Source organism: Thiocapsa imhoffii, from assembly GCF_016583985.1.
GTDB lineage: Bacteria > Pseudomonadota > Gammaproteobacteria > Chromatiales > Chromatiaceae > Thiocapsa > Thiocapsa imhoffii.
Genome location: NZ_NRSD01000016.1, coordinates 48447 through 60207 on the forward strand (window position 1 = coordinate 48447; position 11761 = coordinate 60207).

Below are 11761 nucleotides of genomic sequence, written 5' to 3' on the forward strand. Positions count from 1 at the left end.
TGCTGCGTCAGAGCAATCCATTTGCCCTATTTGACGTGCTGGGTTTGTGACTCCATTCTGAACCCGCACGTCGCGTCAAACAGCGATCAAGAGCAAGGCTTTGATACCAAAAGACACTCGGCACTATGCCGCCACCGGAAGGCGCTTCGGATTGCAAGCGTCCTTCTGGATCTGATCCTTATGTTGCGCATGGCGACGCTCATGCCTGGCCGATATGATCGAGCTCGCGCTGCAGTTTCAGTCGATCGAGCGACTCGAACGGGAGCGCGACAAAGATTTTAATTCGGTTCTCGATTTCGCGAAACGCAACGCGAAAGGCATTGAGACGGGTCAGATCATCGCCTTCCACCGCCGCGGGGTCTTCCGTCCCCCAGTGGGCTGTCATGGGCTGCCCTGGCCAGATCGGACAAACCTCGCCTTGAGCTTTATCACACACCGTAAAGACAAAATCCATGACTGGGGCATCGGGTTGTGAAAATTCAGCCCAGTCTTTGCTGCGCAAGCCATCCGTCACATAGTTGTTGCGGCGCAGCAGATCCAGGGCTAGAGGATGAACCTCACCTGTTGGATGGCTGCCGGCGCTGAATCCGCGAAAACGACCTGATCCCCATCGTTCGATGATACGCTCCGCGAGGATACTGCGTGCGGAGTTGCCGGTGCAGAGAAATAAAACATTGAAGGAGGATGTGGCCATGATGAAGCTTCTCGTTTTGATGTGTTGTCATGCCGTTCGCGGCCCGTGAGGACATGGACTCGAACTCTGGTTGACCGGGGTGGCGCAAAGGTGTCTTGGCCAGGACTCGGTGCCAATATGCTCAACGGATTCTTACTACTGGACACGTGAATCTTTTGTGACATGTTGACGACTGTTCTGTGAATGGGGACAACGAGAGGTGGTCGCGGGTGCGGAAGCCGAGAGCACACAGAGTTGCACGCCATTGAAATCACCCACGTCTCCTTGAACAGCATATCCGATGATGCGAGATTGCGCAGAATGTATCTTATGTCAAGTCAATGCGCCTTCAAGCATTCGACGGCCTTCAGGTCATCAGGATGCGGCAGACCCTCGGTCATGCCGCCATGCGTTACTGGACGCAACAGGTCCGCTTTTGCAACCTGGCGCAACAACTCCTTCTTCGGCTGCCGCCGCTTGCCAAACTGCGCTTACCACCTGGTTGCGTCCGCGTGCCTTGGCCTCGTAGAGGAGCACGTCGGCACGCGTGTAGATCGCGTCCCAGTCGGTGAGCGGTGGGTCGCCGTTGCGGATATCCGCTGGACAAGCCGTTAGGAATCCAATCGACAGGGTGACGACCGGCGCGGTAACGCTGCCCGCGTGTTCGATCCCGAGACCCTCGACGGCGACGCGCAAACGTTCGGCGTCGCTCACGCTGGCCTCCGTGAACATCACTGCAAACTCCTCGCCGCCGGTGCGAAAAGCCAGATCACCGGCGCGCCGCGTCAGTTGGATCAACAAGGCTCCGATCTGTCGCAACACCTCGTCGCCGGCTGGATGGCCGTAATGGTCGTTGTATTCCTTGAAATGATCGATGTCCGCGAGCAGCAGGTGCAGCGTTCGCTGCGCGCGCGCGGCGCGCTGCCACTCGGACGGCAGCCGCTCCTGGAAGTGCCGACGGTTGTAAAGGCCGGTGAGTCCGTCGGTGATGGTCAGCATTTCGATTCGTGTATTGGCCGCGCGCAGTGCAGCATTGAGGCGCTGCAGGTGGTGGTTCCAGACCAAGACGCCGAGCACCGCCAGGGCGAGCGCGAGTGCCCAGGGCCAGAACCGCAACAGGTCGGGGGGCTGCTCGTAGCGCACCGAGATCCAGCGGTCGCGCACCGCGCGGATCTCCTGCGCCGGCACTGCGGCGACTGCCCGCGACAGGCTGGAATGCAGCAACGGGAGTCCCTTGCGCACGCCGATCGCCAACTCATAGCGCTGCGGCAGATCGCCGGCGACCTTGACGTTCAGGATGCCATGCTCACGGGCGGCGTAGGCGACGGTCGGCAGCAGGTCGATATAGCCGAACACATGCCCGAGGGACACGGCGCGCATCGCCGTGACCACGTCCGGCACCGTTGCGATGACGAGTGCCGGGTGCGCGCGGCGCAACATGTCGATGCCGGCGTGTCCGGCCACCATGACGAAGCGCTGATGCGTGTGCGCATCCAAGGTGCCTTCGAAACGTGCGCCTTCGCGCACGACGACGACCATCGGCTCCGACAACAGTGATCCGGTGAAGTCCAGGTACTCCGCGCGTTCCGGGGTGATGGCGACCGCGGAGACGATGTCGCAGTGCCCATCACGCGCAAGCTGGATCGTCTCGCTCCAACTCGCGGTGCGCACCAACTGTGTCGTGTGGCCCAGCCGTGCCATTGCCAGATTCAACAGTTCCGCCATGATGCCCTGACTGCGACCGTCCGCCGTCAGACCATCGAAGGGCATCCAGTCGGGATCGATGCACAGCCGGATCGGCCCCAGGCCTTCCAGGACAGACCGTTCCTGGTCACTCAGCAGGATTTCGTCGGTGCCGGCCGGGCTCTTCAGCGGTGACAGGAACCAGCGCGCCTGCAACCGCGTGCGCTCGTCCTCGCCCATCGCCGCCAGCCCCTTGTCGATGATCGAGATGGCTTCCGGCCAGTCGTCGCGAACGGCGAACACCAGTTCCAGCGGCTCGTTGAGGTCGAACGCAAATTGCAGGAAGGGCCGACCCAGACGGTTGGCCCGATACAGCAGTGAACCGTTGTCGAAGGTAGCATCGGCGTCGCCGGTGGTGACCGCATCGATGATCTCATCGACCGTGTCGAACCGCAGGATGCGGGCGTGCGAAAGGCCGCTGGCGACCTTCTCGTCGAACAGATTGCCGTGATGCAGAGCGATCGCGCGCCCCGCGAGGTCGTCACGGGACTGGAGGTTCAGTGGATTGCCTTTAGGGACCAACAGGTATTTTTGCAGCCGGATATAGGGTGCGGAGAAGCGCAAATGCTCAGCGCGTTCCGGGTGCACGACGCCGGTACTGAGTCCATCGATGGCACGGCTGAGGGTCTGCTCCTGGCGCTCGCGCCAGTCGCCTGGCAGGAGCCGCACGCGCAGCCCGGTCAACGCCGCAATGCGCTCGAGCACGTCGGCGTCGTAGCCGGTGACGGTGCCGTCTTCACCGACGATGACGTAGGGTTCCCAGTGATCACCGGTGCCAAGCGTGATGACTGGATGGGCGCGGAGAAAGGCCTGCTCGGCCGGCGTCAATTCAACTGGAGGTGCCGACTGTGCTTGGCAGTCGGCGAGCGGCGCCGCAGGCGTGGCTGACGTCGGGGCTGCGACGGTCACCGCGATCAGCCACAGAGCGTACAGTGCCACCCAACCGCTGCGGCATCCGTCCGACACTACACAGCGAATCGTCTGAGACATCGTGCCTGCTGTTTCTGAGATATGCTCAGCGCCATATCCCGCGCCTTAGAGGGTCATTGTTCTGGTTTCAGCTTCGCCAGTTGCCGCTCAGTAGAATGGTGACCTCGTGCAGCCCAGAATGATCGCAAACATGGGACTCCGTCAACCTCGACGAGGCTCTGCCTTCGTCCCCTCACAACTCACCCCATTACCTGTTTGGGTTGGCTCAATGGTCAGGGATGGTGGCCTTACTCACTACCACGAGCGCCGAGGCCTTCATCGCGGATCTGTGGGCGTTGGGGATTGCCAAGCAAATCGAGGATGGCGTCGCGACGGTGGCTCAGTCGAGTGTCACCGCATCCAGGTAGAACCAGCGTCCGTCTTCTTTATAGTTAGGGGTAGAACAAGCAGTCGTGTCACCAGCCGCCATTTCCGCGTAGATTCAGCATCTGAGTCCATCTGAGGTGTTGATCATCCGCCTTGGCCTGGAGCGGTCAGTCGCGCTACTGACGCGGGTAGCGGAAAGTCCGGTCTGATTCTGAAGTGACAAGTCACCGCGACCCGGATCTGCCTCTTGGCACCTCGTCTTCGGCGACCGCTTCGGACGCGTAGCGGTCGGTCGGGGCGAACCGGCTCAGCGCCGGCTCTCGCCCGTGAACCGGCCATTAGCAACTCCCCCTCGTTCATAGCAAGCTGGGAGTCAGCAAACGGAGACAGATCATCGCGCCCAACTGGACATATCGCGAGGGAGTCGCCCGTCGGGGTCGTTGACGGTGACCGAGTTGCCATCCACGAGCCGCTCTGAATACACCACGACGTTGGTTCCGCCCTCGTGCGCCTGGCTCGGAAAGAGGATGCCGGTGTAGCCATGGGCCAGCACCAGATCGGCGAGAACCCATGTCGGGGGTTCGATGTGCCGCTCGAACTTCAGGTGTCGCCAGTCCTCGCGCCAGTCGTGCCATAGCGCGTCCCAGAGCGCCCCGTCGTGGAGCTGGCGCAGGTCGACTAGGTCGCGCAGCGCCGCGGTGTACGAGCACATCGTGCAGGGTGGGAGGAAGGGTGAGGTCTGCTGGTACTCGCGCAAGGCGGTCACCTCATCCAACGACAGGTACAGCGCCTCGACGCCTTCTCGGTTGAAGCGCCCGCCTCGGGTTGCAGCGCCTGCGCCGCTGGTTGGCCGGCTGGCCCACTGCGGGGTAAGCGCCCGGAATAACGTGCTGCCGGGGGGCAGATCGCAGAGGATCAACCGACGAACCCGGTGCCGATGGACTCCAGGTAGCCGATCGCATCCTCGGTCCGGCCTTCCTGTACCAGTTGCAACAGGGTCTTGTGACGGAACGCGGGAATGGGTTCGTTCTTGACCAGGAAGATGGCGCGTTGCGGGTCCGGCTGCACCGCCGCCGCGGCCGACAACACGCGCATCAGGTCACGCAGTGCGGATTGCAGTCTTGGCGATTCCGGGTGGGTGCGTAAGGTGTTGCGATGGACCCCCGCCAGCTCGGCCAGATCCTGCTGTGGCATGCCGAGGATGTCGGCGACGCACGATGCAGAGAACCGCGACGTCCCGGGTTCACGCGTCGATTCGAGCACGTCTGCGAAGATGGCGGCCATGGCATTGCACCTCAGGGGGCATTGATGAGATGCACATTCTACGCACAGTACAAGCACGGCTCAAGTTCCAGCCCGTCCTGCGGCCCATCTCGGCGGCGAGCTGCATGCTGTGCACGCGCAGCCGAGCCGTTCCGGCATATCCAGACGGCCTCTTCGAATGTCAGCTGCACGCCGACCAAAGTCCCGTAGCCTTTCCCGCCGACCAACCGATCCGGGTCGTTTGCGCCCGCTGTAGGATCAGTGCCAAGAGTGACAGCTCCCGGCGTGTATTGATCGGTGGCGTAAACAGCGGCGAGCGTCCGCAACGCGCGTTGACCGGAAGCTCAGGTCAGATGGGCCAGTGAGCGTTGATGGGGCGATGCGACCTCAGAGCAGTCAACCAGGAGTGACAGCTTCTCGGGCCAAGCCGATGACCTGACTTCAGACCATGCTTCTGTTTCCCCTTCCTTCGACGAGGAAACAGACCATGAAGACCACCAGTGACGCGTCCCAAACCGCCCATGAGCCGTGGAACAAAGGTAAGCTGATTGGCCAGAAGCCACCGCTGAAGTTGCAGGAGATCTGGACCGTTCGCACACAGCTGCGCATGACAGGGAAGACGCGGGAGTTGGCGCTGTTCAATTTGGCGATCGACAGCAAGCTGCGCGGCTGCGACTTGGTGGCCCTGCGGGTCCGCGATATCGCTCATGGCAACCACGTGATCGCGCGGGCCAGCGTTGTCCAGCACAAGACCCGCGAGCCGGTGCGATTCGATCTGACCGACCAGACCCGCGAGGCCGTGCAGGCCTGGATCAAAGAGGCGGCGCTGTCGTCTGCGGATTATCTCTTTCCAAGCCGTCAAAACGGCTCTCCGCACTTGTCCGCCCGTCAGTACGCGCGCATCGTGAAGCGATGGATCCAGCTCATGGGCGCTGATCCGCAAGAGTACGGGACGCACTCGTTGCGTCGGACCAAGGCGACGTTGATCTACCGTCAGACCAAGAACTTGCGCGCAGTCCAACTGCTGTTGGGGCATCGCAAGATTGAAAGGACCGTGCGCTACTTGGGAGTGGAGGTTGACGACGCTCTCGACATTGCCGAGCACATCGAGTGCTGAGGGAAACGTGGGCGCTCAGTCACGGCTGAGCGCCGCTCGGGAATTCTCAGATCGGCTCCTTGAGGACCTCTTCCAGGGTCGTGCCGTCCAGGACGCGATCGGCCCAGACCTCGAGATCGGCCTCGCCCGCCTGCTCGAGGCGTGCCTCGGCCCAGGCCGGCAGGGGTCCGAAGCGCCGCACCAACAGCCGGCGCAGCAGCTTGGTTTCGCCCTCGGAGATACCCTGCTGCTTCCACTCCTCGGTCCAGGTCTTCACCCGTTCGGCCAACATGGCGCGCATCTCCTGAAGGTTGTTGACGTTCGGTAGCTCGGCGCCCGGCACACGCGCCGGCAGCAGCACGCGCTTGAGCCAGACGACGAAGGCGCGGCGCAGACTGTCCTGCTCGGGTGCGGCGAGCCAATCAATCAGACTCGCCAGGACCCGCTCGATATCCTCGGGTCGGCGACTGTTCTCGAGCCGGAACAAGGCAGCGGCGATATTGCGCTGTCCCGCCAGCTCGGTATCCGCAAGCCGCTGCTCGTCGAGCAGCAGATAGCGGATCTGCGGCTGCCATCGGCGCAGCTGCTCGGGTAAGTCCGGCTCGATCAAGTCGTCGAGACTGGTCTTGGCCCACCAGGATTTCTCGCCATTGTAGAGGACGATCGGCAGCACCGGAGGCAGCGTGCTTCCGGAGGGGATCTCGCCGGCGGCGGCCAGGTCCTGATAGAGCAGTCCGACATAGGTCAACAGCCGCACCGCCATGAGGCGATCGACGCTCGATTGAAACTCCAGCAGCAAATAAATGTAGACCCAGCGCTCGCCCCAGCGCAGCCGCCAAATCATGTCGTCCTCGCGCTCGCGCAGGTCGTGGCTGACGCCGATCTCGCTGACGCGCTGCAGGGTCGTGAAGTCCAATTGCGCGACCCAGTCCTCGTGCACGAAGCCTCGGATCAAGTCCGCGACCAGATCGCGATGCGAGAACAGGAGCTTGTAGGAAGGATCGTGGTCGGCCATCCGGGAGAGCGGGACATTTCCATCGTTTCGGAAACATACCCCAAATCGACCTGCATGACAGCGAGCGCGTTAAGCCGATGTCTCGAGAGCGTCGGCAAGCTGCCGCTCAGGACTGACCGCTGCCGGACAGGTAAATCCTGACAGCGGAAAGTCGATCGCGCCTCAACGAGCGACAAGTCACAACCCAGAACGGGTGGTCACCGGGGCAGATTGGGGACTGTTCCAGAGCCGATAGCCGACATTCATGACGGAGCGTCGGCAACGACATCGCGACCTGTCGCACCTGTGGCGGGCGGAACGCATCGAGGGACCGACGTCATTATCCGCAAACGGAAGGCAGCGACAGAGCCCATAACGGACAGGGGTGCAACCAACCGCGGTGGCCTGATGCCGGCGGAACCGGGAGACGCAACTTGGACGATACCGGACGTCAAACGCCCTATCGCTGGGTGGGCATTCGTCCCGACGACTACCCGGAGATCGACAAGAAAACCCTCGTCGGCGCAAGGCTGACAGTTGAACAGCTTTCCGTGTAGGATTCGCGGGCAATTTCCAGACACCCATGCTCAAACGCCGGAGTCCTCCGCCGATGTAGGTATCACGCGCAAACCGAGTCCCCCAGACTCTCGCCGTTGTTCAACGCGATGCCGCGCGCCTGATGCTTGCTTCTTCTCCACGACCTTTACGGTCGACCGACCGCATTACCCTCCCGGGTAGCCGCGCGGCCTTCGCGATTCGTTACTCCGCCGACCTTTTCGGTCTGCATCAGCTGCGGAAACGCTTAGGCATGAATTCACTTCGCAAGGACTGGCTGTCCAATGTCCGCAACGATCTGCTTGCGGGTCTGGTGGTCGCGCTGGCGTTGATCCCGGAGGCCATCGCCTTCTCCATCATCGCCGGGGTCGATCCCAAGGTCGGTCTTTACGCTTCGTTCGCGATCGCCACCATCACCGCCTTCGTCGGCGGGCGTCCCGGCATGATCTCGGGTGCAACGGCGGCGATGGCGCTGCTGATGGTGGTCCTGGTCAAAGAGCATGGTCTGCAGTATCTGCTGGCCGCGACCATCCTGACCGGTATCCTGCAGATCCTCGCCGGCGCCCTGCGCTTGGGCAACCTCATGCGCTTCGTCTCGCGCTCGGTCATCACCGGCTTCGTCAACGCCCTGGCGATTCTCATCTTCATGGCGCAGTTGCCCGAGCTGATCGGGGTGACCTGGGAGGTCTATGCGATGGTCGCCGCCGGTCTGGCCATCATCTATCTCTTCCCCTATCTCACCAAGCTGATCCCCTCGCCGCTGGTCACCATCGTGGTGCTCACCGGGGTGGCGGTCTTACTGGATCTGGACATCCGCACCGTCGGCGACATGGGCGAGCTTCCCGACACCCTGCCGGTCTTCCTCTTCCCCGACATCCCGCTCAATTGGGAGACGCTGGCCATCATCTTCCCGATCTCCGCCACGCTCACCGTGGTCGGTCTGCTGGAATCCCTCATGACGGCCTCGATCGTGGATGATCTGACCGATTCGACCAGCAACAAGAACCGCGAGTGCGTGGGTCAGGGTGTCGCCAACATCGGCTCCGGCTTTATCGGCGGCATGGCGGGCTGCGCGATGATCGGTCAAGCCGTCATCAACATTAAATCCGGCGGGCGCGGGCGCCTTTCGACGCTCGCCTCCGGCGTCTTTCTGCTTTTGATGGTGGTTTTCGCCGGTGATCTGGTGGCGATGATTCCGATGGCCGCGTTGGTCGCGGTCATGATCATGGTCTCGATCGGCACCTTCAATTGGGCCTCCGTTCGGAATCTGCGCGAGCATCCACTCGCCGCCAACGTGGTCATGATCTCCACGGTGGTGGTGGTGGTCTTCACGCATGATCTGGCGATGGGTGTTCTGGTGGGCGTGCTCTTGTCCGGGTTCTTCTTCGCCAACAAGGTCGGACAGGTGCTGCACGTCGGCTCGGTGTCCGTGCATGAAGGGCGCACGCGCGTCTACGTGGTCACGGGCCAGGTGTTCTTCGCCTCGGCCGATCGTTTCGTGGCCTCGTTCGACTACAAAGAGGTCATCGAGAAGGTCCGCATCGATGTCAGCCGCGCCCATTTCTGGGACATCACCGCGGTCAGCGCGCTCGACAAGGTGGTCATCAAGTTCCGTCGCGAAGGCACCGACGTGGAGATCGTTGGCCTCAACCAGGCCAGTGCGACCCTGGTGGACCGCTTCGCGGTGCACGACAAGCCCGATGCCGTCGAACAACTGATGGGGCACTGAACCGCGTCCGGAGCGGCAAGCGCCGCTTCGTGGCGCGCTCGGCCTCGTCAGCCATCCGAGACGTTGGCGAGACGCGGTTTAGATCCGAGAAAACAATGAGGAACCTGCACCGCGTCGGCGACGCGGGCGGCGGGTTCTTCGGAATCCGAACCCGCGGGAGTGCGATGCATGTCGTCCCGAATGCGGTTCGAACAGGGGAGCTCAGCATGCAAGAAGACGAAGACAAGATCCTGGCCTGCGTCGACCGCTCGCACTTCGCCGATTACGTCACCGATGCCGCCGCCTGGGCCGCGCGTCGCACGAGCGCACCGCTGGAGCTGCTGCACATCATTACCCGTCACACCGAAACCGCTTCGGGCAGCGACCGCAGCGGGGCCATCGGCTTCAACGCGCAGCAACACCTGCTGACCAAGCTCTCCGAGCAGGACGAGGCACGCAGCAAGGCGACACGCGAGGAGGGCCGGCTGTTTCTGAATCGGCTTCGGGAGCGCGCGATCGCCATCGGTGTGCCGGCGCCGGATGTGCGCCAGCGCTACGGCGATCTGGAGGAGGTGCTGGTCGAGCAGCAGCCGGGAGTGCGTCTGTTCGTGCTCGGTCGACGAGGGGAATCGGCCGAGACGACGCAACGCGATCTCGGCCGCAACGTCGAGCGCATGGTGCGCGCGCTGAAGAAGCCGATCCTCGCCGTCACCCAGGGATTCCAGGAGCCGAGTCGCGTGATGATCGCTTATGACGGCGGCAGCATGACCCGACGCGGCGTCGAAATGGTCGCCGCCAGCCCCCTGTTCCGGGGGTTGCCGATCCATCTGCTGATGTCCGGTGAGCCTCGCAAGGACGGCCCGCGCCAGCTGGAGTGGGCAAAGACGACGCTGGACGAGGGTGGGCTCGAGGTCGAGGCCGCCCTGATCCCGGGCGACGCCGAGAGCATCATCGCCCGCAGTATCCAGGAGCAGGCGATCGACATGCTGATCATGGGCGCCTACAGCCACTCGCCGTTGCGCAGCTTGGTCTTCGGCAGCAAGACCTCCGATCTGCTGCGCTCGGCTCGCATCCCGACTCTCCTATTACGTTGAACGAGGCCGACCGATGACATCCGATCCGCGCACCTACGGGGAACGACTCCAAGCCGAGCTGGATGCTTTGATCATCGACATCGCCGAATCCAACGACGCGGGCGGCACCGTGGAGCTGGACCAGACACGCGTCGGCCGCCTCTCGCGGATGGACGCCATGCAGCAACAAGCGATGGCGAAAAACACACACGAACGCTACGGCATCCGACGGCGCCAAATCGAGGCCGCACTGGGTCTCGCTGCAAGTGGAAGACGACCCGTTCTAGGATAGAACTGCATGGATCAGTGCTCTCCGTCGTTCGCTGAGCGGTGCATTGACTCGGCAGTCTAATACCAGACTCTTCAACTTGGCTATGAGCCTAATCGGGGTCAGCTTGGCCGAATCCGCGGCGGGATGATCAGCACAACGGGGCTTGCCGGCATTCGAAGAAAGATGCTGGACTTCATGCATTCCTCCAGACAATGCACCGGCAACCAGATGTTCTGGCCTCACTTCAGCGTCAACTCAGATAAAACTCTTGAGGCAACGCCCGCCCCTGGCGGCGAATCAGGGTCCAGAGCGCGCGCACGTGCTGGTTGCCGCTGGTATCGAGCGCGGCCATGCTCATCGGGAGCTGGTCTTGATAGCGCCCCGTCAGACCCTGGGCCAGGTCCCGCTCCAGACGGGCGGGCTCGGGGGCGATGATGCCGGCGAGCCGAGGAAGCCCGGCGGCGATCAGGAGTCCGGCGGGGTCGTAGTCGACAAAAGCCCACACGCGGACATCCAGCGCCCGCAGGAGTGCGAGGGCATGCTCCGGGCTGGTCTCGGAGCAATCGCCCCGCCACACGACGAGGGGGTTCGTACCCGCCGGGGAGAGGTCGAGGTCGATGGCGTGGATGCGGTTGAACGGCTCCCAATTCTCGACCAGGAGCACCGTCTCGTGGGCGAGTCGACCAGCGACGATGCCTCCATCCACGTCCAGGTGGCAGGCTGGCGGGAGGATCAGCGCTCGGCCGTCAAGATTCAGTGACCTTCCCGGCAGGGTCTTGATCGCGACGCGCTGACGCTTCACAGGCGTTGCCGCGAACTTCTCGTCCGGTCCCAGGCGCAACGCCTCGGCACGGGTGATCTGGTCCCAGGCCGCCGGATCAGTGAGTGGGTCGATGCCCTCTGCCCGCAGGAGCTCGCGGATGCATGCCTTGTCTTCCGCATCGAACAGGCACCCTGCCCCTTTCCTTCGGCCGATGCCGTAGTCATCGATGAACGACGCCAGGACTTGGCTTGAGGCGAAGCGCTCTGCATCTGATTGCACCAGACGCAGCAGGGCACGCACCGCGGTTTTGGGCAGATCGCTCATCG

Annotated in this window: 11 protein-coding genes; 5 read left to right on the plus strand and 6 right to left on the minus strand. The window is 62.9% G+C overall.

The window, feature by feature from the left end:
- Positions 1–199: 199 nt before the first annotated feature.
- The 4 genes from CKO25_RS14395 to CKO25_RS14410 form a co-directional block, all read right to left on the minus strand.
- Positions 200–694, minus strand: a complete 495-nt coding sequence (locus tag CKO25_RS14395; RefSeq protein ID WP_200388644.1) for an arsenate reductase ArsC — start codon at positions 692–694, stop codon at positions 200–202.
- 354 nt (positions 695–1048) lie between these two features.
- Positions 1049–3355: a diguanylate cyclase gene (locus tag CKO25_RS14400; protein ID WP_200388645.1), complete on the minus strand. Its 2307-nt coding sequence runs from the start codon at positions 3353–3355 to the stop codon at positions 1049–1051.
- A 748-nt stretch (positions 3356–4103) separates the two neighbouring features.
- Positions 4104–4631: an RES family NAD+ phosphorylase gene (locus CKO25_RS14405; protein ID WP_200388646.1), complete on the minus strand. Its 528-nt coding sequence runs from the start codon at positions 4629–4631 to the stop codon at positions 4104–4106.
- On the minus strand, positions 4628–4996 hold the full coding sequence (locus tag CKO25_RS14410; RefSeq protein WP_200388647.1) for a DNA-binding protein: 369 nt from the start codon (positions 4994–4996) through the stop codon (positions 4628–4630). Before CKO25_RS14410 ends, CKO25_RS14405 begins: the two co-directional genes overlap by 4 nt.
- Positions 4997–5462: 466 nt before the next feature.
- Between CKO25_RS14410 and CKO25_RS14415 the strand changes: the two genes are divergently transcribed.
- Positions 5463–6092 (plus strand): tyrosine-type recombinase/integrase, encoded by a 630-nt coding sequence (locus CKO25_RS14415; protein WP_200388648.1) that lies wholly within the window; start codon positions 5463–5465, stop codon positions 6090–6092.
- 46 nt (positions 6093–6138) lie between these two features.
- Here the strand turns inward: CKO25_RS14415 and CKO25_RS14420 are convergent, their stop codons facing one another.
- Complete coding sequence (locus CKO25_RS14420) at positions 6139–7086, minus strand: Rpn family recombination-promoting nuclease/putative transposase (RefSeq protein ID WP_200388649.1); 948 nt, start codon at positions 7084–7086, stop codon at positions 6139–6141.
- A gap of 413 nt (positions 7087–7499) precedes the next feature.
- Here CKO25_RS14420 and CKO25_RS21630 point away from each other — a divergent pair, with 413 nt between their 5' ends.
- The 4 genes from CKO25_RS21630 (at position 7500) to CKO25_RS14435 (ending at position 10693) form a co-directional block, all read left to right on the plus strand.
- Entirely contained in the window at positions 7500–7622 is a 123-nt protein-coding gene (locus CKO25_RS21630; protein ID WP_276569033.1) for a hypothetical protein, read from the plus strand.
- Positions 7623–7873: 251 nt separating this feature from the next.
- Positions 7874–9349 carry a SulP family inorganic anion transporter gene (locus tag CKO25_RS14425; RefSeq protein WP_200388650.1) on the plus strand — a complete coding sequence of 492 codons (1476 nt, stop codon included), beginning with the start codon at positions 7874–7876 and terminating at the stop codon, positions 9347–9349.
- Positions 9350–9555: 206 nt separating this feature from the next.
- On the plus strand, positions 9556–10422 hold the full coding sequence (locus tag CKO25_RS14430; protein WP_200388651.1) for a universal stress protein: 867 nt from the start codon (positions 9556–9558) through the stop codon (positions 10420–10422).
- Between the two features lie 13 nt (positions 10423–10435).
- Positions 10436–10693, plus strand: a complete 258-nt coding sequence (locus CKO25_RS14435) for a hypothetical protein (protein ID WP_200388652.1) — start codon at positions 10436–10438, stop codon at positions 10691–10693.
- A gap of 229 nt (positions 10694–10922) precedes the next feature.
- Here CKO25_RS14435 and CKO25_RS14440 read toward each other — a convergent pair whose 3' ends face one another.
- A complete protein-coding gene (locus CKO25_RS14440; RefSeq protein ID WP_200388653.1) occupies positions 10923–11759 on the minus strand; it encodes a DUF7281 domain-containing protein in 837 nt (278 codons plus the stop codon).
- Positions 11760–11761: the final 2 nt, after the last annotated feature.

Coding starts and splice junctions, on each gene's coding strand:
- CKO25_RS14395 (WP_200388644.1), bottom strand. CDS start 694: ATGGCCACATCCTCCTTCAATGTTTTATTTCTCTGCACCGGCAACTCC.
- CKO25_RS14410 (WP_200388647.1), bottom strand. CDS start 4,996: ATGGCCGCCATCTTCGCAGACGTGCTCGAATCGACGCGTGAACCCGGG.
- CKO25_RS14415 (WP_200388648.1), top strand. CDS start 5,463: ATGAAGACCACCAGTGACGCGTCCCAAACCGCCCATGAGCCGTGGAAC.
- CKO25_RS14420 (WP_200388649.1), bottom strand. CDS start 7,086: ATGGCCGACCACGATCCTTCCTACAAGCTCCTGTTCTCGCATCGCGAT.
- CKO25_RS14425 (WP_200388650.1), top strand. CDS start 7,874: ATGAATTCACTTCGCAAGGACTGGCTGTCCAATGTCCGCAACGATCTG.
- CKO25_RS14430 (WP_200388651.1), top strand. CDS start 9,556: ATGCAAGAAGACGAAGACAAGATCCTGGCCTGCGTCGACCGCTCGCAC.
- CKO25_RS14435 (WP_200388652.1), top strand. CDS start 10,436: ATGACATCCGATCCGCGCACCTACGGGGAACGACTCCAAGCCGAGCTG.
- CKO25_RS14440 (WP_200388653.1), bottom strand. CDS start 11,759: ATGAGCGATCTGCCCAAAACCGCGGTGCGTGCCCTGCTGCGTCTGGTG.